General features: G+C 33.2%; 24 protein-coding genes. 10 read left to right on the top strand and 14 right to left on the bottom strand.

The genetic code is table 11. From position 1 onward, the window contains the following. Positions 1-30 precede the first annotated feature (30 nt). Genes QLQ96_RS08435 through QLQ96_RS08425 form a run of 3 tightly spaced genes read left to right on the top strand, consistent with a single transcriptional unit; the run spans position 31 to position 2,213 of the window. Positions 31-1,542, top strand: coding sequence for a GH3 auxin-responsive promoter family protein (locus QLQ96_RS08435; RefSeq protein WP_482496257.1), 1,512 nt, complete (start codon positions 31-33; stop codon positions 1,540-1,542). Positions 1,543-1,558: 16 nt separating this feature from the next. Further along, on the top strand, positions 1,559-1,960 hold the full coding sequence (locus tag QLQ96_RS08430; protein WP_482496256.1) for a YbbC/YhhH family protein: 402 nt from the start codon (positions 1,559-1,561) through the stop codon (positions 1,958-1,960). 10 nt (positions 1,961-1,970) lie between these two features. Next, positions 1,971-2,213, top strand: coding sequence for a redox-active disulfide protein 2 (locus tag QLQ96_RS08425; protein WP_379699279.1), 243 nt, complete (start codon positions 1,971-1,973; stop codon positions 2,211-2,213). A 252-nt stretch (positions 2,214-2,465) separates the two neighbouring features. Here the strand turns inward: QLQ96_RS08425 and serB are convergent, their stop codons facing one another. From serB to QLQ96_RS08395, 6 genes are all read right to left on the bottom strand, one after another. Further along, the gene (gene serB / locus QLQ96_RS08420) at positions 2,466-3,695 is read right to left on the bottom strand and encodes a phosphoserine phosphatase SerB (RefSeq protein WP_482496255.1); all 1,230 of its coding nucleotides are present in this window, start codon (positions 3,693-3,695) and stop codon (positions 2,466-2,468) included. Positions 3,696-3,851: 156 nt separating this feature from the next. Continuing rightward, positions 3,852-4,286: a VOC family protein gene (locus QLQ96_RS08415; RefSeq protein ID WP_482496254.1), complete on the bottom strand. Its 435-nt coding sequence runs from the start codon at positions 4,284-4,286 to the stop codon at positions 3,852-3,854. A gap of 76 nt (positions 4,287-4,362) precedes the next feature. Beyond that, positions 4,363-4,800 (bottom strand): SRPBCC family protein, encoded by a 438-nt coding sequence (locus QLQ96_RS08410; protein WP_482496253.1) that lies wholly within the window; start codon positions 4,798-4,800, stop codon positions 4,363-4,365. 1 nt (position 4,801) lies between these two features. Next, the gene (locus QLQ96_RS08405; protein ID WP_482496252.1) at positions 4,802-5,212 is read right to left on the bottom strand and encodes a VOC family protein; all 411 of its coding nucleotides are present in this window, start codon (positions 5,210-5,212) and stop codon (positions 4,802-4,804) included. Positions 5,213-5,342: 130 nt separating this feature from the next. Next, complete coding sequence (locus tag QLQ96_RS08400; protein WP_482496251.1) at positions 5,343-5,747, bottom strand: SRPBCC family protein; 405 nt, start codon at positions 5,745-5,747, stop codon at positions 5,343-5,345. Positions 5,748-5,769: 22 nt separating this feature from the next. After that, positions 5,770-6,180, bottom strand: a complete 411-nt coding sequence (locus QLQ96_RS08395; RefSeq protein ID WP_482496250.1) for a VOC family protein — start codon at positions 6,178-6,180, stop codon at positions 5,770-5,772. A gap of 140 nt (positions 6,181-6,320) precedes the next feature. Here QLQ96_RS08395 and QLQ96_RS08390 point away from each other — a divergent pair, with 140 nt between their 5' ends. Next, positions 6,321-7,286 (top strand): GlxA family transcriptional regulator, encoded by a 966-nt coding sequence (locus QLQ96_RS08390; RefSeq protein ID WP_482496249.1) that lies wholly within the window; start codon positions 6,321-6,323, stop codon positions 7,284-7,286. 83 nt (positions 7,287-7,369) lie between these two features. Here QLQ96_RS08390 and clpX read toward each other — a convergent pair whose 3' ends face one another. From clpX to QLQ96_RS08365, 5 genes are all read right to left on the bottom strand, one after another. Continuing rightward, positions 7,370-8,602: an ATP-dependent Clp protease ATP-binding subunit ClpX gene (clpX, locus tag QLQ96_RS08385; RefSeq protein ID WP_482496248.1), complete on the bottom strand. Its 1,233-nt coding sequence runs from the start codon at positions 8,600-8,602 to the stop codon at positions 7,370-7,372. A 186-nt stretch (positions 8,603-8,788) separates the two neighbouring features. Beyond that, the gene (gene clpP, locus QLQ96_RS08380) at positions 8,789-9,463 is read right to left on the bottom strand and encodes an ATP-dependent Clp endopeptidase proteolytic subunit ClpP (protein WP_482496247.1); all 675 of its coding nucleotides are present in this window, start codon (positions 9,461-9,463) and stop codon (positions 8,789-8,791) included. A 323-nt stretch (positions 9,464-9,786) separates the two neighbouring features. After that, complete coding sequence (locus tag QLQ96_RS08375; RefSeq protein ID WP_482496246.1) at positions 9,787-11,109, bottom strand: trigger factor; 1,323 nt, start codon at positions 11,107-11,109, stop codon at positions 9,787-9,789. Positions 11,110-11,222: 113 nt separating this feature from the next. Beyond that, positions 11,223-11,567: a phage holin family protein gene (locus tag QLQ96_RS08370; RefSeq protein WP_482496245.1), complete on the bottom strand. Its 345-nt coding sequence runs from the start codon at positions 11,565-11,567 to the stop codon at positions 11,223-11,225. Between the two features lie 55 nt (positions 11,568-11,622). Then, a complete protein-coding gene (locus QLQ96_RS08365; protein ID WP_482496244.1) occupies positions 11,623-12,387 on the bottom strand; it encodes an alpha/beta fold hydrolase in 765 nt (254 codons plus the stop codon). 208 nt (positions 12,388-12,595) lie between these two features. Between QLQ96_RS08365 and QLQ96_RS08360 the strand changes: the two genes are divergently transcribed. Next, positions 12,596-13,948, top strand: coding sequence for a hypothetical protein (locus QLQ96_RS08360; protein ID WP_482496243.1), 1,353 nt, complete (start codon positions 12,596-12,598; stop codon positions 13,946-13,948). Between the two features lie 42 nt (positions 13,949-13,990). Here the strand turns inward: QLQ96_RS08360 and QLQ96_RS08355 are convergent, their stop codons facing one another. From QLQ96_RS08355 to QLQ96_RS08345, 3 genes are all read right to left on the bottom strand, one after another. Beyond that, entirely contained in the window at positions 13,991-14,857 is an 867-nt protein-coding gene (locus QLQ96_RS08355; protein WP_482496242.1) for a DUF4249 domain-containing protein, read from the bottom strand. Between the two features lie 4 nt (positions 14,858-14,861). Beyond that, positions 14,862-17,138: a TonB-dependent receptor plug domain-containing protein gene (locus QLQ96_RS08350; RefSeq protein ID WP_482496241.1), complete on the bottom strand. Its 2,277-nt coding sequence runs from the start codon at positions 17,136-17,138 to the stop codon at positions 14,862-14,864. 78 nt (positions 17,139-17,216) lie between these two features. Beyond that, on the bottom strand, positions 17,217-17,930 hold the full coding sequence (locus QLQ96_RS08345) for a pyridoxine 5'-phosphate synthase (RefSeq protein ID WP_482496240.1): 714 nt from the start codon (positions 17,928-17,930) through the stop codon (positions 17,217-17,219). 115 nt (positions 17,931-18,045) lie between these two features. Between QLQ96_RS08345 and QLQ96_RS08340 the strand changes: the two genes are divergently transcribed. The 5 genes from QLQ96_RS08340 to QLQ96_RS08320 all read left to right on the top strand — a co-directional run bounded on the left by QLQ96_RS08340 (position 18,046) and on the right by QLQ96_RS08320 (position 23,953). Then, on the top strand, positions 18,046-18,705 hold the full coding sequence (locus tag QLQ96_RS08340) for a CBS domain-containing protein (protein ID WP_482496239.1): 660 nt from the start codon (positions 18,046-18,048) through the stop codon (positions 18,703-18,705). A 73-nt stretch (positions 18,706-18,778) separates the two neighbouring features. Beyond that, entirely contained in the window at positions 18,779-19,663 is an 885-nt protein-coding gene (locus QLQ96_RS08335; protein WP_482496238.1) for an NAD kinase, read from the top strand. Between the two features lie 173 nt (positions 19,664-19,836). Further along, positions 19,837-20,529 carry a type IX secretion system protein PorG gene (gene porG / locus QLQ96_RS08330; RefSeq protein WP_482496237.1) on the top strand — a complete coding sequence of 231 codons (693 nt, stop codon included), beginning with the start codon at positions 19,837-19,839 and terminating at the stop codon, positions 20,527-20,529. 3 nt (positions 20,530-20,532) lie between these two features. Continuing rightward, positions 20,533-21,273, top strand: coding sequence for an isoprenyl transferase (locus tag QLQ96_RS08325; RefSeq protein ID WP_482496236.1), 741 nt, complete (start codon positions 20,533-20,535; stop codon positions 21,271-21,273). Continuing rightward, positions 21,206-23,953, top strand: coding sequence for a BamA/OMP85 family outer membrane protein (locus tag QLQ96_RS08320; RefSeq protein WP_482496235.1), 2,748 nt, complete (start codon positions 21,206-21,208; stop codon positions 23,951-23,953). Before QLQ96_RS08325 ends, QLQ96_RS08320 begins: the two co-directional genes overlap by 68 nt. Positions 23,954-23,959: the final 6 nt, after the last annotated feature.

Here is a 23,959-nt window from a genome sequence, read left to right as displayed (position 1 = left end):
CCTAAAATCAATTAACCAAAAACCAGATTCATGCCTTTATCAATTATCAATTCGTTTGCATCTTGGGTCCTAAAACAAAGGATTCATCAAATAGAACTTTTTTTAAAATACCCAAATGAAGTTCAGGAAGAATTATTGCACAACTTATTGACGGCATCTGAAAATACGGTTATTGGAAAAAAATACGAATTTTCAAGCATCAATTCCTATCAGACTTTTGCAGAAAGAGTTCCTATTGCAACTTACGAAGAATTGCAGCCTTTGATTGAACGCACGCGTTTGGGCGAACAAAATGTTTTTTGGGAAACGCCAATTAAGTGGTTTGCAAAATCAAGTGGAACTACAAATGCTAAGAGCAAATTTATTCCGGTAAGTAACGAAGCGCTGGAAGATTGCCATTATAAAGGAAGCAAAGATCTGTTATGCCTTTATTTGAATAATAATGAAGATTCTGAATTGTTCTTAGGAAAAAGCCTTCGCTTAGGCGGAAGCTCTCAGATTTATGAAAACAACAATACTTTCTTCGGAGATTTATCAGCAATTTTGATTGAAAATATGCCAATTTGGGCAGAATTCAGCAGTACGCCAAGCAGTAAAACTTCACTGATGAGCGAATGGGAAACTAAAATGGCCGCGATTATCAACGAAACCAAAAATGAGAACGTAACCAGTTTTGCAGGAGTTCCGTCTTGGATGCTGGTTTTGATGAATAAGGTTTTGGAAAATACTGGAAAACAAAACTTATTGGAACTTTGGCCTAATTTGGAAGTTTACTTTCACGGCGGAGTGAGTTTTTCTCCATATAAAGACCAATATAAAAATATACTTCCACGCAAAGATTTTAGATACTACGAAATATACAACGCTTCTGAAGGCTTTTTTGCCATTCAGGATTTGAATAATTCAAACGATTTACTATTGATGCTTGATTACGGAATTTTCTATGAATTTATTCCGATGGACACTTTTGGAACTACAAACCAAAAAGTAATTCGTTTGGCAGATGTCGAATTGAATAAAAACTACGCGATTGTTATTACTACCAATTCTGGCTTGTGGCGTTATCTGATTGGAGATACGGTTCGATTTACCTCTTTAAATCCCTATCGAATTAGAGTTACGGGAAGAACCAAACATCATATTAATGTTTTTGGCGAAGAATTAATGGTCGAAAACACCGATCAGGCGATTGCAAAAGCTTGTCAAGTTACGCAAACCGAAGTTATCGATTATACGGTTGCTCCTATTTTTATGCAGGACAAAGAAAAAGGTGCTCACGAATGGATGATCGAATTTAAGAAACATCCAGCTGACGTTGGTCTTTTCCAAAAAGTGTTAGATGAAACTTTACAAACATTAAATTCAGATTACGAAGCAAAACGCTACAACAATATGACTTTAAATCCTTTGGTGATTAATGTTGCTCGCGAGAATCTTTTTTACGATTGGTTGAAAGAAAGAGACAAATTAGGCGGTCAGCATAAGATTCCGAGATTATCGAATCAGAGAGATTATTTGGAGCAGTTGAAGGAAATGTGTTAATTTATATCTTAGTCATTTGATAAGGAAAGTTTTATCCAAAAGAGAAATTGAGTTTAAAATTTTAATTGGCCTTTTTTTAATTCTTATTTTCAGTTGCTGTTCTCATTCAAAGTTTGGAAGTGATCAAGCAGAATTTGAATTAAAACGTGCTCTTGAAAATCCAAGTCGGGATAATTTAGTTGATAACAAAAAATTACTCATTAACGACGGCCAAACTGCTATTAAAATTGCAGAACCTATTCTTTTTGAGATTTATGGTGAGGATAAAATCAAACATCAAAAGCCTTACGAAGTACATCTAGTTAATAATCATTATGTTATTAACGGAACGTTATTGGTGGGAGAACAAGGCGGAACATTTTTAATTATAATTGACGCAAGGAATGCTAAAGTTTTAAAAATTACTCATTACAAATAATTACTATAAAATGAAGGATACGAAATTCAGCGATATGACTACTGAAGAACTGATTAAGAATCAGAAAACATTAAAAACTGTGAACACTATTTTTTGTGTTGTGCTTTTTATGTTATTCGTTCTTAATTTATTTATTGTTTTTATGAAAGGTTTTAGCGCAATGAATATTATTCCTATTGCTTTATTGCCTATTCTTTACTTAAATCTGAAAAACTTAAAAGAGATTAAACGAGAATTGGAATCTCGAGAATAGAACGTTAATTCCACTAAACCCGCATGAGGGATAGAAGTGGAAATCCTTTTGTGCCGGGGTTCGGCACAAAAGATTGGAACGGATAGCCCGACCCGGAGGGGCATGCCCATATAAAAAAACCTCAGCTCTTTTTTGAAGAACTGAGGTTTTGTTTTTTATTTGATTGTCGAGCTACTGGCGGAGATTTCTCCTTCGTCGAAATAACAAAAATTGAGTTGAGCCCTTCGACTTCGCTCAGGGTGACAAAGCTAATTACATCATATCGATATACCTGTCGTGATATCCTAAAAGATACAAAACACCGTCAAGGCCTAAACTTGAGATTGATGTTGAAGCGCTTTCTTTTACTTTTGGTTTCGCGTGGAAAGCGATTCCTAAACCTGCTAAGTTTAGCATTGGCAAATCGTTTGCTCCGTCTCCCACTGCGATAGTTTGGTTGATATGGATTCCTTCTTTTTCGGCAATTGCTTTTAAATGTTCGGCTTTTTTCTGACCGTCAACAATATCACCTAAATATTTACCTGTCAGTTTACCATCTTTTATTTCCAGTTGGTTGGCGTGAACGTAATCTATTCCTAATTCTTTTTGAAGATATTCTCCAAAATAAGTGAATCCTCCAGACAGAATTGCAGTTTTGTAACCATAATATTTTAAGGCTTTCATCAGACGATGTGCTCCTTGCGTTATTGGCAAATTAACCGCAACTTTTTGCAAAACTTCTTCGCTTAAACCTTCCAAAAGAGCCATACGCTTTTTGAAACTTTCGTTAAAGTCGATTTCTCCATTCATTGCCGATTCTGTAATGGCGCGAACTTGGTCTCCAACTCCATTTAATTCTGCTAATTCGTCGATTACTTCGGTTTGGATTAAAGTTGAATCCATATCGAAACAAACCAAACGGCGGTTTCTTCGATAAATATTATCTTCTTGGAAGGAGATATCAACATTCAGCGTTCTAGAGATTTCCATAAAACTTGCTGTCATGATAATCTTGTTTACAATCTCGCCTGTTACAGACAATTGAATGCAAGAACGCGGATATTCTTCTTTCTCAACGATTGAGGTTCTTCCCGTCAAGCGGATAATAGAATCTATATTTAAGTTTTGATCTGACATGATTTTGGTAACTGCTGCCAATTGAGAAGCTGCTAGTTTTTCGCCCAAAATATTGATAATATAACGTTGTTTAGATTGTGATTTTACCCAAGTTTCGTAATCTTCAATAGAAATCGGAATAAATTTTACTTTGATTTCTAATTCATAAGCTTTGAAAAGAAGATCTTTTAAAACTGGTGCTGATGAAGAACCAGCAGCAATTTCGAACAAAATTCCTAAAGAAAGTGTGTCATGAATATCGGCTTGACCGATATCTAATATATTAGCATCGTACGCTCCCAAAACAGCTGTTAAACCTGCTGTAACCCCAATTTTATCGTGTCCTGAAACTTTTAATAAAATTATTTCTTTATCTTCTGCTTCCATTTTTCTTTCTTGATTTTGAAGCGACAAAAATCGGCAATCTCTCGTTGATAAAAAAGAATAATCTTTGTTTTTTTGAAATGAAAAAGCACATTTTCATGTGCTTTTTCAAGTAATTTAACATTTCTGTTTTATTATTAAAATAACTTAACTTTTTGATTATTTCATTGGTTCATTTTTATCAAAACTCACCATCCAGTTTACACCAAACTTATCTTTAAACATTCCGAAATAAGATCCCCAGAAAGTATTGTCCATTGGCATTTCAACATTCCCTCCAGCTGAAAGTCCGTTGAAAATTCTATCTGCTTCTTCTGTGCTTTCTGCATTGATAGAAATCGAGAAATTATCTCCAAAACCTACATCTCCGTATCTAGGATGACTGTCACTTCCCATCAGAATAGTATTTCCAATTGGAAGCGAAACGTGCATTATGCGATTCAATGCTTCTTCTGAAAGTACTTCTCCTTCTTCTGCTGGAGCATCTTTATATTTTCCGATATACGGAAAATCTCCTCCAAAAACCGATTTATAAAACAGGAACGCTTCTTCGCAAGTTCCGTTAAACATTAAATATGGATTTATTGCTGCCATTTTTTAAATTATTAATTGTTAATTATAAATTGTCAATTCAAAATCTACCCTTTATTCTTGCTTGTTTCTTCTATCTCTAATTCTCAGACAACTCTTTAATCGTATCCAATCCTTTTGGAAAAGCTTCTTTAAAAAAATCTATATGTTTTTCGATCACATCCACTTCCACATGAAGATTAACCACATCTCCTTTTTGATCTAAACGATAGGTTTCCATTGCTCCAACCCATTTTTGTGTTTCTTCATTTGGCGGAACTTCTTTAAAATCTTTTAGTTCTCCCATATGCTTAAACGCCATATATTCGTTTGGAATTTTACTTTCAATGATGCTATTCATTCCTTCTCCGCCTGACCCTAAAAAATAAATTTTATCGCCTTCGTTCCAACTTGTTTGCACGTAACTTTCTCCACAAAAAGAGCTTGTCCACTTTCTGTATGTTTCGTCGTCCCATAAGACCCTCCAAATCTTTTCTTTGGAAGCCTTTACATCGATATCAAAAATCAATTTTTCCATATTAATCTGGTAATTTACTAAAGTCCATAAATAAAACATTCCAACGATGACCATCCAAATCGGCAAAACCACAGCCATACATCCATCCTTGGCTTTCTGCAGGAGGAGCAAAAACAGTTCCGCCAGCTTCTTTCACTTTTTCAGCCAGTTCATCAACTTCTTCTCTGCTTTCTGCATCGATCGAAATCAAGATTTCTGAACTCGATTTAGTATCGGTAAGACTATTTTGAGAGAAACTAGAAAAAAGCATTTCTTCAAAAAGCATCACTACAAAATGTCCCTCACCTACAATCATACACGTCGAACTTGGTGTGTCATGCTGTTCATTAAACGAAAAACCTATTTTCCAGAAAAAATCTTTCGCTTTTGCTACGTCCTTTACAGGAAGATTCAACCATATTTGTTTTGTCATTTTTTGTTTTTTTGTTGGGTTAGATATTTTTTTCTTCTTTTTAAACCATATAAGTAATGTAAGTAGATTTAAGTATGCGAAATCTTTCAACCTTTGTCACTCTGTAACTTTGAGCCTTTGAACCTAAAAACTAGTTCGCCTCAACGTAGTTTTTAAAATTATCCAAAATCGCCTGCCACCCTGCGCGTTGCATTTCTTCTGGATTTTGAGTTTCTGGATCGAAACTTTCTACGATTTCTACACCGTCTGGAGTTTCTGTAAAAGTAATTTCGACTTTTCTTCCGTCTGCCATAACATAAGAAAGCGCTTCGTTTGACTTTACCAAAGTAAATTCACCTTCAAAGTCAAAACTCATGCTTCCATCTTTTGCAGCCATAGTCGATTTAAATTTTCCTCCTTCTCTTAAATCCGCTTCAGCGTAAGGCGTATGCCAATCTGGAGAAGCAAAACTCCATTTTGTAATGTGTTCTGGCGTGTTCCAAAACTGCCAAACTTTCTCTGCAGATGCTTTTACTGTATTTTTTATTGTGATCATTATATCTTTTTAAAATTAGTTGTTACATATTACTTGGAATCTGACTTTCATCCATAAAGAAAACTTCCCAATGATGTCCGTCTAAATCTAGAAACGTTCTTTGGTACATCCAACCATAATCTTTCGCTTCTTGATAATCTGTTCCTCCAGCTTTTATTGCTTTCTCCATTATTCCGTCTACTTTCTCACGCGATTCTGTAGAAAGAGAAATAAGAACTTCGCTTGTTGTAGTAGAATCGCAAATTTGTTTTTTGGTAAAGGTTTGATAAAACTCTTCAACCAAAAGCATCACAAAAATGTCATCACTAATTACGATGCAAGCTCCTTGTTCATTAGTAAATTTTGGATTCGTAGAAAAGCCAAGTTCATTAAAAAATTTCACTGCACGATTTAAATCTTTTACCGCAAGATTTAAGAATATCTTTGTTTTCATGTTTATAAATTTACAAATTAATCAAAGCAAATGTAAAATTTTAAGATTAGTTTAAAATGACAATAAAAGTCAAGTTTAGGGGCATTTAAGACAATTTGCTTATTTTTGTCTAAACTGAAACTCTAAAAAACGATAATACCATGAGCAAGAAATTAGGATTAATCGTACCTCACGACTACAAATTATTGAGTATTGCTGCAATTTTAGAAGTATTTGAAACGACCAACAAATTGAGTTCGGGAACAGAAAAACCATTCGAAATCATGATTTTTCAATCCAAAGAACAATCGGATCAGGGAAATATTTTTGGTTATACTTCAAACGAAATTGAGACTTCTGATATTGTATTAGACCTCATTTTAATTCCAGCTTTCACAACTGAGAATATGAGCGAGATGATTAAGAAGAATAAAAATTTTATTCCGTGGTTAAAAAAACAGCATCAAACTGGAGCTGAACTAGCAAGTTTTTGCACTGGAGCTTTTTTGTTTGCTGCATCAGGCTTACTAAACGAAAAATTAGCCACAACACATGTTGATGCTTGCAGTGCTTTTACAAAAGCTTTTCCGATGGTAAAATTAAAACCAGAAGAAACTTTGACCGCTGACGGAAGTTTATATACAAGTGGAGGATCGACCTCAACTTTTCATTTATTGATACTTTTGGTTCAGAAATTCTGTGGAAATGAAATGGCTGTCAAGATTGCCAAAATATTTTCTATCGATTTAAACCGATACAAACAAAGCTATTTTAGCACTTTCAGGCCCAATCATTTACACAATGACACTTTGGTTGCCATGCTGCAGCAAAAAATCGAAAGCCAATATCATTCAATAGAAAAACTCGAAGAAATTACTAAAGACATTCCGACGAGCGCCAGAAATATGACGCGACGTTTTAAACAAGTGACTGGAATTCCTCCAATAGAATACCTGCAAAATATTAGAGTTGAAAGTTCGAAGAAATATTTGGAAGAAACCCAGCTTTCAATTTCGGAAATTATCGAAAAAACAGGTTATAATGATCCTAAAGCTTTCAGGAAAGTATTTTATAAAATGGTTGGCATGAAACCTGTTGAATATCGAGAAAAATTTAGAGTTCAATAATTTTGCAGACAAAACTCTTTTTTCAAAACATAAAAAAACCTGTCCAAAAAATGAACAGGTTTTAGAAAATATATTTTCAATAATTAAGAAGCAATTTCCATACGCTTCAATAAGTTTTTACTTAATGTATGTTCTGCATATTCTTTGTCGATTGTCAAACTTGTATCGTCTGAAGTTGGCAGTTCGTACATTGCATCTGTTAAGATTGCCTCGCATAAAGAACGTAATCCACGAGCACCAAGTTTATATTCTAAAGCTTTATCTACAATAAAATCTAGAGCCTCGTCTGTAATCGTAAATTCAACATCATCCATTGCGAATAATTTCTGATATTGTTTGATCAATGCATTTTTTGGTTGTGTCAAAATTGCACGAAGCGTTTCTTTATCCAAAGGATCCATGTGAGTTAAAACTGGCAGACGACCAATAATTTCAGGAATCAAACCAAAGTCTTTAATATCTTTGGGGATAATATATTGCAACAAATTATCTTTATCAATATTGTCTACATTTTTAGAAGTTGAGTAACCAACTGCCTGACGGTTTAAACGTTTTGAAATAATACGCTCTACTCCATCAAAAGCTCCACCAGCAATAAATAAGATGTTTTGAGTATTTACCTCAACAAATTTTTGGTCTGGGTGTTTACGTCCTCCTTTTGGCGGTACGTTTACAACTGTTCCTTCCAATAATTTCAATAATGCTTGCTGAACACCTTCTCCAGAAACGTCACGAGTTATAGACGGATTATCGCTTTTACGAGCAATTTTATCAATTTCGTCAATAAATACGATTCCTCTTTCTGCTTTTGCTACGTCATAATCTGCAGCTTGAAGTAAACGCGTCAAAATACTTTCAACGTCTTCTCCAACATAACCAGCTTCTGTTAAAACAGTTGCATCAACAATTGCCAACGGAACGTCTAACATTTTAGCAATCGTTTTTGCTACTAATGTTTTTCCTGTTCCGGTTTGACCAACCATGATGATGTTACTTTTTTCAATCTCAACTTCATCGTCTAATTGCTGCTGCATCAAACGCTTGTAGTGATTGTAAACTGCAACTGACATTACTTTTTTAGTTTGATCTTGACCAATAACATATTGATCTAAGAAAGCTCTGATTTCTTTTGGTTTCTTTAAAATTAAGTCTCCAACCAGTTTTGCGCTTCCGCTAGATTTTAATTCTTCTAAAACAATTCCGTGTGCTTGTTCAATACATTTATCACAAATGTGCGCATTGATACCCGCAATTAATAAATTAGTTTCTGGCTTTTTTCTTCCACAAAACGAACATTCTAATACTACTTTTGCCATTCTATTTATGTTACTAAGCTGCAAAGATACTAAGTTTCTGAGCTTTTTGACCTAAAACTTAAAAACTTAGCTCTTTACAGCTTAATATTTTTATTTTTTTGTTTAAAGTTTCAGGTTTAAAGTTCCAAGTTGCTTGATTAACCTGAATCTTTAAACCTGAAACAAACTTTAACTTTAAGAATTGAATTATCCTCTTCTTAACACTTCATCGATCATTCCGTACTCTTTTGCTTCATCAGCTTTCATCCAGTAATCACGCTCGCTGTCTTTGTGAACTCTTTCGAAAGTCTGACCAGAGTGTTGAGAAATAATGTTGTACAATTCATCTTTTAATTTCAGCATCTCACGTAAGTTGATTTCCATATCTGTTGCAACTCCTTGTGCCCCTCCAGATGGCTGGTGAATCATTACTCTTGAGTGAGGCAATGCAGAACGTTTTCCTGCTGCTCCTGCACATAATAAAACTGCTCCCATAGAAGCTGCCATTCCTGTACAGATTGTGGCTACATCTGGTTTGATATATTGCATTGTATCATAAATTCCTAAACCTGCATAAACACTTCCTCCTGGAGAGTTTAAATAAATTTGAATATCTTTTGAAGCATCAGCACTTTCTAAGAATAATAGCTGAGCTTGAACGATATTTGCGATTTGATCGTCGATACCTGTTCCTAAAAAGATGATTCTGTCCATCATTAATCTTGAGAAAACATCTAATTGAGAAATATTCAATTGGCGCTCTTCGATAATATATGGAGTCATGTTTGTTGGAGTCATTGCTGCTACGATTTTATCGTAATACATTGCGTTTACTCCTTGGTGCTTTGTAGCAAATTTTTTGAATTCTTTACCGTAGTTCATATTTTTAGTTTAAAGTTGAAAAGTCTAAAGTCAGAAACTGACTTAAACGGATAAAACAAAGTTCATACCTTTTTATAAAGGATGCCAATTTGTCTTCTTTTTTAAGATGCTAAGATTCTAAGTCGCTAAGATTCTAAGTTTTTTTAGAAACTTTTACCAACCTGAAACTTGAAACAAAAAAAGAACGTCAACAGAAGAAAAACTTCCATTGACGTTCAAATATAATTATTTTTATCTTTCAGTTTCTGTAATAAAATCTTAATTTTTAAAAAAGTATATTTCTTAACTTTCGACCTTATAACTTTCTACTTTCAGTCTAAAATTTATTCTCCGTAAGATGCAGCGATAAATTCTTCGTAAGTAACCTCTTTAGTTGTTGGGTTAGCTTTTTCTTTGAAGATATCTAACATTTTAGCTGCTACAACTTGCTCAGAAAGTCTTTTCACTTCGTCTTGGTTAGATAAAACTCTAGCCACGATTCCTTGAACTTCTTCCTCAGTTGGGTTTGTTTGACCAAATTGAGCCATTTGCTGTCTGATAGCGTTTGATGTAAACTCTTTCAAATCTTCAAAATTAATTTGGATATTACTTTGAGCTAATGCTTTTCCTTCGATTAATTGGAAACGCAAACCTTTTTCAGATCTTGCATATTCTACTTCAGCCTCTTCTGGAGTTAATTTTTTCTCTCCAACAGTTTGCAACCATTTTTTAAGGAATGAAGCTGGTAAATCAAATTTAGTGTTCTCGATTAAGAAATCTTGAACATCTAATAATAATTTTTGGTCTGCTTGCTGTGCAAATTGCGCCTCAGCATCTTCTTTAATTTTAGCTTTTAAGTCTTCTAAAGAAGCTACATTTCCTTCACCAAAAAGTTTATCAAATAATTCTTGGTTTAATTCAGCTGGCTCAGAACCGTTGATTGCCTCGATTGTGAAGTTTACTTCAACATCTAAACCGTGAACACCTTCATGACTTACTTTTAAGTAATCCATTAATTGGTGATCGTCATCAAATAAACCTTTTGTGCTTACTGTAACAACATCTCCAACTTTTTTACCTACGAATTTTTTTCCAGCTTCTTTACTGAAAGCTCCAACTGAAATTGTCGTAGTGTTATTGATTCCGTTTTCTTCGTTTGAGAAAGTTCCAGTTAAATCTGAATCAGCTTCAACTTTATCTTGAGGAATTGCTTTTCCAAATTGTTTTTGGATACGCTCTACTTGTCCGTCGATTAATTTATCATCAGCAGTAACGATATATTTTACGATATCATTTTTAGCTTCTAAATCAATTTCGAAGTTTGGCACTAAACCAATTTCGAATTCAAAAGTTAATTCTTCTGCATCCCAGTTAATATTTGCGTCTTCTTTAGCAAGAGGAGTTCCTAAAAGATTCAATCTTTCAGATTGAATATAACGCTCTAAAGCCAAATCAACTACTTTTTTAATCTCTTCTTGTTTAATACTTTTTCCGTATTGTTTTTCAACAAGATCTTTAGGCACTGCCCCTTTTCTAAATCCTTTTACTTGCGCTAAAGGCATTTTTTCGTTAATTCTTTTTGCTACTTGACCTTTATAATCCATATGAACAACGTTCATAACAATCGTCTCGTTAACAGCGTCTATTGCTACTCTTTTAATATCCATCTTCTTCTTTAATTTACATAATAAAATTGGGTTGCAAAATTATAAAATTTTTGCAACCCAACCAAGTTTTTAATCTATTGTATTTGAAGCAGTTTTAATCTGCTCAATTTGTTTTATTTATCGTCTCCGAGTATTTTATAAGTGATTGATTGCAGAATTGATAAAATTACACTGAATATTAATGCTGTCAAAAATGAATCGACTTTAAAACCGCCTACTATATAAGTACAAAATATAATCATTAAAGCATTTATAACCAATAAAAACAAGCCTAACGTAACGACTGTTACCGGCAAAGTTAAAACTACTAAAATTGGTTTTATAAAGACATTTAGAAGACCCAAAACTATTGCAACGATTACTGCCTTTCCAAAACTAGGAACCGTAACACCAGTTAGAATGTTAGACAATAACAAAACCAAGGCAGCCGTAACAAGAAGTCTAAGTAATAATTTCATAGTTTTTAAGGTTTAAAAATTTATTTAAAAGTAATAATTTTTTATCAAAACTCTTTTATTCTTTTAAAAACATCGTTGTAAATTCAAAAAATAGCTGCGGATTTTCGGCATGAAGCCAGTGACCTGCATTTGGAATTGTTTCTAGTTTTAAATCTGGAAAATGCAGACGAATTTCCTCCAGATCTCCATCTTGAATGTAACCCGAATTTCCTCCGCGAATAAACAATGTAGGTTTATCAAAAACCAAACCTTCTGCCAAAGGTTTTCCAATTGCATCAAGGTTATTATTAAAAGCTTCCAAATAAAATCTAAAAGCCAATTGTCCTGGTTCTTTCCAATATAGATTTTTCAATAAAAACTGACGTGTTCCAAAATCTGAAACATATTCCGCTAAAATTGCCTCAACATCATTTCTACTTGGTTTTACAGAAAAATCAACTGCATTTAATCCCGCCAAAATATCCTGATGATGCTGTTTGTAAAATCTCGGTCCAATATCTGCCACAATTAACTTATCTACAATCTCGGGGTGTGTCGTTGCAAAAAGCATAGCCACTTTTCCTCCCATCGAATGTCCAAGAATATCAATTCGAGTCAGATTATTTGCCTGACAATATTCGTACACATCTTGAACCATCGCTTCATAACTCCATTCATCTGAATGAAAACTGCGTCCGTGGTTTCTTAAATCTAAAATATGAACTTGAAATCCAGCTTCTACATATTGTCCTGCCAAAGTTTTCCAGTTATCAGACATTCCTAGAAATCCGTGCATTATGACAAATGGTTTTCCTTCGCCTTCTATTTTTGAGTATAACATCTATTTACTTTTAAAAAAAATTATAATTACAAATGTAGTTAACTTATCCATTTTAATCCGTAAGTGAATGAGTTCTAATGGTAAATCTTTTTATATTTTATTTAATAAAGAAAAATTTACAGTTTTTTACGGAAAGCCGTAAAGTTATGTAGAAAACATTCGGTACTTTCGCCAAAATTTCAACCTTTAATTTTTTAATACCAAAATCATGATTAAAAAAATTATTTTAATGTCGTTAGTTGTTTCACAACTAGCAATCTCTTGTTCTAGTGACAATGACGATCCAACAACAGAACCAGAAAAAGAATTAACTCTTGAAGAGCAAATTGCAAACTTGGCAAAACAGCCGTATTCTAAATTGACTCCTGCTGAGCAAAAGATTAAATTAGAAGCAGAAGCTAATGAAATGCTGGTTCAATTAGACAAATCTAAATCTTCTAGCGCAGTCGAAGCTTTAGAGAATTTAAATCGTCTACTTGATGTAAGCAGCATTGATATTTTTAACGGAAAAAATGACAATGAAGTTGAAGATATCTTAAATGTATCTGGTGTTTACGGTGTTTACACTTGGGATAATGCTGGAAAAAAATGGATTAAAACTGCTTCAACAACTGAATTGAAATTTGTTTTCCCTGCTAAGGAATCTCAAACTGCAAACAATGCAATTTTATCTACTAAAAGCACTTCTTCTGACATTAAAGTAAAATACAATGACAGTTATATTTATAGTGGAAACGGAACTGTAGAAGTAAACGATTGGTTCTTCCTTCCTAATACTTCAGACGCAACTTTAACAATCGATAGTAAAGAAGCTGCTGTAATTAGTCAAACTGCAAAGTATGCTAATGGAAAAGAAGTGCCAACTGAATTCTCATACAAAATGAGCGTAAATGATGGTTATTCATGGGAAATGAGCGGTGCAAAAGCGACTACAAATACTTCAAAAGCTACACTTTCTTACAATGGAAAAAATTTAATTACATTTAACGCTGGAAGCTCTGCTGAAATCGACAAATTAATTGATAACGATGAACTTGTTCAATACAGAGGAAAAGCTAATGGATTAATCCAATTAATGGACAATTTTGTAATTGTTGCTAATATGGATTTAGCTACAGAAGCTACTGACGATGCTGCTTTAGAAAAAGGTAACGTTCGCCCAACTGAGCCAAGTTATTACGATGCTAAAAGTGATTTTAAAGCATTCTACACTGCTTTAAATGCATATGAGAAAAAAATCTCTGAAGGTACTGCAGCTAATTTCAACAAAAACTTAAAATTAAGTTTAGTTTCTAAAAAAGATGGAACTAAAATCGCTGACATCGTTCAACATTCTGAGCAAGATGGAGCTTACCAAAGACATTTACCAGTTTGGGACGCAGAATACAAATATTGGCAATGGAGCAATGAAGGCGAGATATTTTCACAACCATATTTAGATGAAGTTTATTACTTAAAATTTAGCGATAATACAGAAGTTCAAATGAGCGTGTATTTCTCTGAAGGTTTTGATAAATTTGAAGCTAAATTCGAGGATTTTATTGCAGCTTTCGATAAATAATACTTTTAAAGTACAATAAATTTAAAAGCCGATTTGAGTAATTCAAATCGGCTTTTGTTTTTTAGGAGGAGTTTCTACAGTTATAGTGCTTTGCCCATATCCGGCCCAAATTCCTATTCCTCCATTTATATTTGATTTCAAACTGATGTTCGCTGGATAAATTGGATTCTGACTATTCACAATTTCATTTTGCCAACTGTTCCAAAAGTCTAAAGATTCTTTGGTTTGAGTTCTTAATTTTACATGAATCAAATCTCCGTCAGAGAAATAGGGTGTAAATTTAGTTTTAGGAAAAAGTAAGACGCCTCTATTAATTTGAAGTGAAACTGAAGATTCCTTAAAATTTTTATCATCCAAATTGCCATAAAAAGCAGGTACAAAAATAGGTTCTTCTTTTTCAATTCTTGTTGCTAGCTGGTAATAGTTTTTCTGGCTCGGCGGATCATCAAATTTCACAAACACATAGCCAGTCGTATCAGAAGGATTTGTTTTTATATACTCCGCGCTTTTTAACGTTACCGTTTCTGGAACTCTTGTTACCGCTGTAACAACACGATTTAAATATTCTATTTTTAATGAATATTCTTTTCCAGCCTCACCTTTTATTACAGAACCAAAATAGACAAACGGCGGTATTCGGTTTTTATCATTTTTAACCCTTAAAACCTCTGAATTTTGCCCGTCTGAAATTGTGATTTTTGCGGACCTAATTACGCGATTCAATACATTTGTCGAATCAATTACATCTGTAACTGGAATACTGCTTGACAAAAGAACATTTGCAAAATCGCCTTCTTCAATCCAGCCTTCCACAACAATTTTAGATTCCAAGCTTTTCTCACTGCTAAAATTATCATTTGAACAGCTTACTAAAATTAAACCCAATAGAAAGAGTAAATGCTTTTTCATGCTTTTAAAATTTAAATCTCCAGCTAACTGAAGGCAATATTCGATATAATACTTTTTCTTCCTGCTTCACCACTACTTTATCTTTATTTTTATTTACTTCAACATCCAAAACTACGTAAATCGGATTTCCAATATTAAAAGTGTTATAAATTGAAAAGTTTAATGCGCTTTCTTTTTTAGCCGTTTTGATAAAATAGTAATTAGCCGAAATATCTGTTCGAATATAATTAGGCATTTGTGCATTATTATATCCTGAATATTCTTTAACCGGATTATTGTTGATGAAATACCATGAAGTAGGCATTGTAAATCGATTTCCAGAACTGAATACTTGAGTAAGTCCAAAATTCCATTTTGAATTCAAATCATACATTCCGACCAAAGAGAGATTATGACGTCTATCGTATTTCGCAAAATAAGTTTTGCCATTATTCAATTCGTCAAAATTTCGATCAGACCAACTTAACGTGTAACTCAGCCAACCAGTAAATTTTCCGTTGCTTTTTTTAACCATCGTTTCAAACCCGTAAGCCTTTCCTTCTCCAACATACAAATCGTTTTTGAAAGTTGTAACTTCATTAAATTGCGTAACACCATAAGGATATTCGAGTAAATCTTTCATCAAACGATAAAATCCTCCCAATGAAGACGACCAATTTTTTGATAAATTTTGATTGGAACCGATAGAAAATTCATTTGACGATTGCTGTTTTATTCCATCAGAACTTGCAATCCAAAAATCAGTCGGAATTCCCACACTCGAAGTAGTGACCAAACTTAAATACTGATACTGCTTATTGTAAGAAGCATAAAAAGAATATTTCTCAGTTGGCAAATAATTCAAAACTAAGCGCGGCTGAAAATGCAAATAAGAATCTGCTCCAGATGCATAATAATTAATTCTAAGTCCTAAATCTGCATATAGCTTTTCTGATAATTTAGGTTTTAATGTAGTAAAAACAGCTGCTTCATTAGCATTAATAATTTTTGGAGACTCATTATCGATTGTTGCAAAATTGTCAACATTTACTTTTTGCGGCTGTAAATTATGATAAACATATTGCAGACCAGATTCTACAGGAATGTTTTTTATTGAATATTTCACCGAATTGGAAAATCCGAAATCTTTCACATAGGAAGAAACTGCAAATTGAATTGTAGCCTGTTCCATGTTCAAATCATTAGAATATTGGCTAAAATAAACCGCATTTGACATGCTGACATTCGGCGAAATTGTGGTGTTCAAAGAGGGAGATATGGTAAAATTACTCCATTTTAAACTCGTTCTAAGTGCTAGATTATCATCTTTTATTTTTAATTCATCGCCACTGGCAAATGCTTCAACAACAAACGAATTATTTTTAGACAATTGAGAAAGGAAAGTAAAATTGGCATCAGAAAAACCATATTTCATATCCTTAACATCTTTGTTTTTTGATCCTGATTTTAATATTGGCCCAACGATTTCATCAATGTATGTTTTTCTTCCAGAAATATAAAATGCATTTTTATCATTTAACGGAACAGCAAGACTTAATTGAGAAGCCAAAATACCTACGTTTCCTTGAATGCCAAATTCTGAAGGCATTTTTCTATTTGAATTCAGCAAAGTTGTAGAGCTTAATCTTCCGCCATATTTTGCATTCGAACTTGATTTATCAAACTCCACATCTTTTATATGATCTGCATTATAAAAAGGAAAAATTCCTAGCAAATGAGACATTCCATAAATCGGAGTTCCGTTATACAAGATTGCATTATGGCCAGGATCTCCTCCTCTCACATAAAAATAGCCATTTGCGTCACCCGAATTTTGAACGCCAGGAGTTAACTGCAAAATTTTCAGAATATCCGTTGTCCCCATAACACTTGGAACAGCCGATAATTCTTTCACATTAAAAGAAAGTTTTCCGTTAGAAAGATTTGTTATTGCATTTTTTTTATTGTTAGCAATCACAACTTCTTTTAAATGCGCTATGTCTTTTTCTAAAATAATTGAAATGAAAGTATCTTTCTTCACTTCAAATTGAATGTTTTGTGGAATATATCCTGTTTGATCGATTTTAATTTTTACTTGCCCTAAAGGAATAGTTTCCGAAAAATTGCCAAAAGAATCGGCTGTGGAAAAAACTTGAGAATCGTTTGATGCAAAAACTAAAGTTGCGCCAACTAAATTTTCATTTTCAGAAGATTTTATATTACCCGAAATAGTGGCCTTTGATTGCGCAAATACACCAGAAAAACAGATAAAACAGAAGAAGAAGGTAACTATTTTCGACACTTGGTTTTAATAAGAAAAGTGCGAAAATAAACAATTATAACCCAATTATATAGGTTATAATTGTTTTTAAGCTGAATATTATTTCAATTTATTTAAATACATATTAACAGTATTATCCAAACCTAGATAAAGTGCCTCTGAAATTAAAGCATGGCCAATAGAAACTTCTAATAAGCCTGGTATATTTTCTTTGAAAAATTTAATATTATCTAAACTCAAATCATGTCCTGCATTGATTCCTAAACCTAATTCATTTGCCAATATTGCAGCTTTTGTATAAGGATCAATTCCTCTTTCGTTTCCTAAACTATATTGATGCGCAAAAGATTCTGTGTATAATTCGATCCTATCTGTTCCTGTTTTTTTAGCGCCTTCAATCATTTCTGAAATTGGATCAACAAAAATGGAAGTTCTAATTCCGTTTTTTTGAAATTCCTGAATTACTTCAGTTAAATATTCTTGATTTTTGATGGTATCCCAACCTGCAGACGAAGTTATTGCACCAATTGCATCTGGAACCAAAGTAACCTGATCTGGTTTACATTCTAAAACCAAATCAATAAAATTATGTTGCGGATTTCCTTCAATATTATATTCTGTGGTAACAACTGCTTTCAAATCACGCGCGTCCTGGTAACGAATATGGCGCTCATCTGGACGTGGATGAATTGTAATTCCTTGCCCTCCAAATCGCTGAATATCTGCGGCTACTTTTAATAAATCAGGAACATTTCCGCCTCGTGCATTTCGAAGAGTTGCTATTTTATTGATATTTACACTTAATTTTGTCATATAAATAGATATTAATTCTAGTAATCTTATATTTGTTACGACAAAAATACAAAGTAAAACAGAGCAGTTTTCGGTATTTTTTGATTATTTTGCATCAAATATCCGCAATTGATTTATGACAGAAATTATAAACTATATCACAAACGATTTCAGAGCGATTGACAGTCAGGAAACGATTGCTTCGATTCAGGACTTTTTTATCGATGTAAATTTTTCTCATTTTCCGATTTTAGAAGATGGTATTTTTATCGGAAGCATCTCTTCTGATGATGTTGAAACGTTTGATATTGATAAAAAAGCGATTGATTACAAATATACTTTAGAACGTTTTTTTGCCCGAAAATCGATGATTTGGCTTGATGTTTTAGAAGTTTTTGCAAAAAATCACACTAACATCCTCCCTATCCTTGATGAAAACAATAATTACATAGGATACTATGAAATGGAAGACATCATGAAGTTTTTTCAGGAAACTCCATTTTTAAAAGAACCTGGCGCAATTATTATTGTGCAAAAAGGACTTTTGGATTATTCTATGAGTGAGGTAACTCAGATTGTAGAAAGCAATAACGGCAAAGTTTTAGGCTGTTTTGTTTCTGAAGCTGACTTAGAAAATGTTCAGATTACTGTAAAAATTGGCTTAGGTGCAATCAATGAAATTATCCAGACTTATAGAAGATATGGTTACGAAATTATTTCAGAACATCAAGAAGACAACTATATAAACAGCTTAAAAGAGCGATCAGATTATTTAGACAAGTATCTTAACATATAAATTATGAATGTGCCAATGAGAAAATTAGTTAATTAGATAATTTTCTCATTGCCAAATTCTCTAATTAGAAAGAATGAAAATAGCCATTTACGGACAATACTATCAGAATAGCACTGAACCTATTATAAAAGACATTTTCGCATTTTTCAATTCCAACAACGTTGAAATGGTAATTGAAGAAAATTTCCTGAACATGCTTTATGATAAACAGCTTATAAAAAAAGAATACAAAACTTTTTCGCCAAGTACTGCTTTAGATGATAGTTTCGAAATGCTGATTAGTATTGGAGGTGACGGAACGATTTTAAGAGCCGCTGCTTTTGTTCGTAATTCTGGTGTTCCTTTATTAGGAATAAATGCTGGACGATTAGGATTTCTTGCTAAAGTTCAGAAAGAAAATATCGAAAGTTTACTAGAATATGTCATTGATCAAAACTACACTACTTCTGAAAGAACTTTATTGGGAATTACATGCGAACCTTATAATGAAGCTTTCAAAGAACTTAATTTCGCAATGAACGAAGTTACAGTGAGTAGAAAAGATACAACCTCGATGATTACCGTTGAAACCTATTTGAACAACGAATATTTAAATTCTTATTGGGCTGACGGATTAATTATTTCTACGCCAACCGGTTCTACAGGATATTCTTTAAGCTGTGGCGGACCAATTTTAACGCCAGATGTCAAAAGTTTAGTAATTACGCCTATTGCTCCACACAATTTAACCGCCAGACCACTTGTCATTCCAGACGATACAGAAATCACACTACGCGTAACTGGAAGAGAAGACCAATATTTGGTTTCTCTTGATTCGCGAATTTCTTCTGTAAAAAACGAATCTATTTTAAAGATTAAAAAAACAGATTACAAAATTAAAATGGTTGAAATACCAGGCGAGACTTTCTTAAAGACCTTGAGAAATAAACTGCTCTGGGGAGAAGATAAAAGAAATTAAACTCTTTTCTGATTCTTCACTATACGATAATACCACATTTTCTCGTTCTGCATGTAGTGAATCATCATTAAATGGCTCAAAATCATAATGTAAATTGAAAAAAAAGCACATTTAACCAAAGGAACTTTGATTCGTATTGATAATTATTATATTTGCACGCAATTTTTAATTAAATGAAGAAAATTTTTAATTTATTGTTATGTTTTTTCCCCTTTATTACACTTAATGCTCAAATCAATGAGATTGGTGTTTTTCTTGGCGGAAGCAACTTTGTAGGTGATGTTGGAAAAACAGCATATATCGCTCCAGAAAAACTAGCTTTTGGTGTTCTTTATAAATGGAACAGAAGTCCTAGACATGCATGGCGCTTTTCATACACACAATCAAATATTAGCGGAAACGACTTCAAATCAGATGAAACTGGAAGAAATCAGAGAGGTTACCGTTTTGACAATGATATTAAAGAGCTTTCTGGCGGTCTAGAATTCAATTTTTTTGATTTTAATCTTCACGATTATCACACAAAAATCACCCCTTATGTGTTTACTGGCCTAAATTACTTTTTATTCAATAATCTATACCGATATACTACAAGCCCAAATACCGTATACGAATTAAAAAATCGAAGCTCAATGGCTATACCTATTATATTAGGTATAAAATCTAATATAACTCCGCGTTTTGTTTTAGCTGCCGAAGTTGGCGCACGCTATACTTTTACGGATAACATTGACGGAAGCAATCCAAATACAACCAATCCAAATATCATGAAATTTGGAAATTTAAATAATAATGACTGGTATATTTTTTCGGGTATGACTTTAACATATACCTTTGGAAAAAAACCATGCTATTGCGCATACTAAAAAATGAATTTACTAGAATCAATAGATCACACAAACTTACCTAAACATCTGGCCATTATTATGGACGGTAACGGACGCTGGGCAAAACAACAAGGTTTTTTGCGCGCGTTTGGCCACGAAAATGGAACAAAATCTGTAAAAGATATAATCAAAACCTCGGCTAGGCTTGGAATTGAGTATCTAACCTTATATGCATTTTCTACAGAAAACTGGAATCGCCCAAAACTTGAGGTTCAGGCGTTAATGAAAATATTGATCAATTCATTAAAAAAAGAGTTAGTTACTCTTCAAGAAAACAATATACGCCTAAATGCAATTGGAAATCTTGATAAATTACCAAAAACAGCCCAAAAAGAACTTTTGGACGTTATTGAAAAAACTAAAAATAATACTCGCTTAACTCTTACTCTCGCTTTAAGCTACGGCTCTAGAGAAGAATTGGTAAATGCCGTAAAGTCAATTAGTGATAAAGTTAAAAATAATATAATTTCAATAGACACTATTGACGATTCAATTATAAATGAGCATCTTTACACGCAAAATTTACCTGACGTAGATTTATTAATACGAACAAGTGGAGAACATAGAATAAGTAATTTTTTGCTATGGCAGATAGCCTACGCAGAATTGTATTTTACTAATGTCTTGTGGCCAGACTTTAAAGACCAAGATTTATATGAGGCTATTATTAGTTATCAAAAAAGAGAACGTAGATTTGGAAAAACCAGTGAACAAATTAAATAATTTTTTAGTGTTGCAAAAAAAAATACAAATAGTCTTTACCCTATTACTTTTGGGTAGTTTTTCACAAATTAAAGCACAAGAAAGAGTTCCTTTTGATCAAGGGAAAAAATATATTCTAGCTAAAGTCTCTGTCATTGGTAAAATAAGCTTCAATGAGCAGACTGTTGTAACCTTTTCAGGTCTTCAAAAAGGCCAGGAAATCACTGTGCCTGGAGAAGAAATTAGTAGCGCTATTAAAAAATTAGGTAAACTGGGGTTATTTGACGAAATAGCTTTTTACGTTAATAAAGTAGAAAACGATAGTATCTATTTAGATCTAGATATCGTTGAACTTCCTAAATTGAATGAGGTTAAATTCGTTGGTATTAAGAAAGGTAAAGTCGAAGGATTAATTAAGGATAACAACTTGACAAAGAACAAAATTGTCAACGAAAACTTAATTACAACCACTAAAAATTACATCGAAAACAAATACAAAAAAGAAGGTTATTATAACACAAAAGTTACAATTACCAATACTCCTGATACTATCAATGGACATCAAGTTAACATGCTTGTGAGGGTCGATAAAGGAGATAAAGTAAAAATCAGCAGCATTGATTTTACTGGAAATAAACAACTCACAGACAATAAATTGCGCGCCGCAATGAAAGACACGAAACAGAAAAATTTCATTCGTGTATTTAAAGCTTCTAAATTTATTCCTGAGAAATACAAAGCTGACTTAGAAAAAGTAATCGCTGCCTATAAAGAAAAAGGATATCGTGATGCACGTATTATTTACGATTCTGTAAAATATATCAAGCAAAAAAATACTCTTGCCATTAAAATTGATGTAGAAGAAGGAAACAAATATTACTTCGGAAATATTAAATTCTTGGGTAATACTGTTTATTCAGATCAACTTTTAAGCCGTTATTTAGGAATCAAAAAAGGGGAAACTTACAATGGAGTTTTACTAGAAAAAAGGATAGCTGATAAGACAAAACCAGACGCAGAAGACATTACGAATTTATACCAAAACAATGGCTATTTGTTCTCAAACATCAATGCTGTAGAGGTGAGAACTGTTAATGACACTATCGATTTTGAGATTAGAGTTACTGAAGGTCCTATTGCCTATTTTAACAAAATTACTGTTGTTGGAAACGACAAAACAAATGACCACGTTATTTACCGTGAGTTAAGAACAAAACCAGGTGAAAAATATAGTAAAGAACAATTAGTTAGAACCATTCGTGAGATTGGACAATTAGGTTTCTTCGATCCTGAGGCAATTGATCCTAAATTTAAAAACGTAGATGCTGGAGCTGGAACTGTTGATATTGAATACAATGTAGTAGAAAAAGGATCTAGCCAGGTCGAACTTCAAGGAGGTTATGGCGGTGGAGGTTTCATCGGTACATTAGGGCTTTCGTTCAACAACTTCTCGGCACGTAAAATTTTCGACAGAGAAGCATACAAGCCTTTACCAATGGGAGACGGACAAAAAGTTGCTCTTCGTTTACAAGGAAGTACCTATTTCCAAACTTATAGTTTATCTTTCTCAGAACCTTGGTTTGGAGGAAAAAAACCTGTACAGTTTAGTTCATCTATTTCATACAGTAAGCAATTTCTTAACAATTACATTACTAGAAGTGTTGATAAAAGCAAAAGTTTTAATATTTTTACAATCCAAGTTGGTTTAGCAAAAAGATTAACAGTGCCAGATGACTACTTCGTATTATCACAATCTGTAAGTTATCAGCACTATGACTTGAATAATTATAACACCGGTTTGTTTACTTTCGGTAATGGTGCATCAAGAAACTTGGCTTATACTATAGGACTTTCAAGAAGTAATAAAGGGGTAAACCCGATATTCCCTACTTATGGTTCTGAATTTAGTATTACTGCTAAAGTTACACCTCCTTACTCATTATTTAATGGAGTTGATTATGGTGATTTGCAAAACCAAAAAGAATATAAATCACAATATACAGGAACATCAGGAAGCGGTATAGACGGAAAACCACTTAACAATGGCGATTATGTTAAAACAGAAACTGTAAATGGATCAACTGGTTATGTAAGTGTTGGATCAGACTATGCAAGTGCTGATACTGATGTAGCAAAAGTCGATCAGAAAAAATACAACTGGCTAGAGTACTATAAAGTTAAATTTAAAGGAGACTGGTACACTAAAGTTTATGGAAAATTAGTATTAAGAACACTTACTGAGTTTGGTTTCTTAGGAGCTTACAACCAAGAAAGAGGTGTAATTCCGTTTGAGCGTTTTTACTTAGGGGGTGATGGTATGGCGAACTATTCAATGGATGGTAGAGAGACTATTCAGTTAAGAGGTTATCCAAACAACTCTTTAACTCCTGTAAATGCAAATAGTGAAGCAATTGGAGCAACGATTTACAACAAATTCTCTATGGAATTACGTTACCCGATTACATTAAAAGCATCGGCTTCTATTTTTGCATTAACGTTCTTAGAAGCAGGTTCATCATACCCTACGTTCAAAGATTATAACCCATTCGACTTAAATCGTTCTGCTGGTGCTGGTTTACGTGTATTCATGCCTGCATTTGGATTATTGGGTATCGACTTTGGTTACGGTTTCGATGCTCTTCCAGGACAAACAAAAGCTAATGGTTGGGAAACTCACTTTATCATTGGACAACAATTTTAGTGAATT

It is taken from the genome of Flavobacterium sp. B167r (assembly GCF_056824315.1).
Note: the sequence above shows the minus strand (reverse complement) of the source record. Positions and strands in the feature narration are given on the sequence as shown.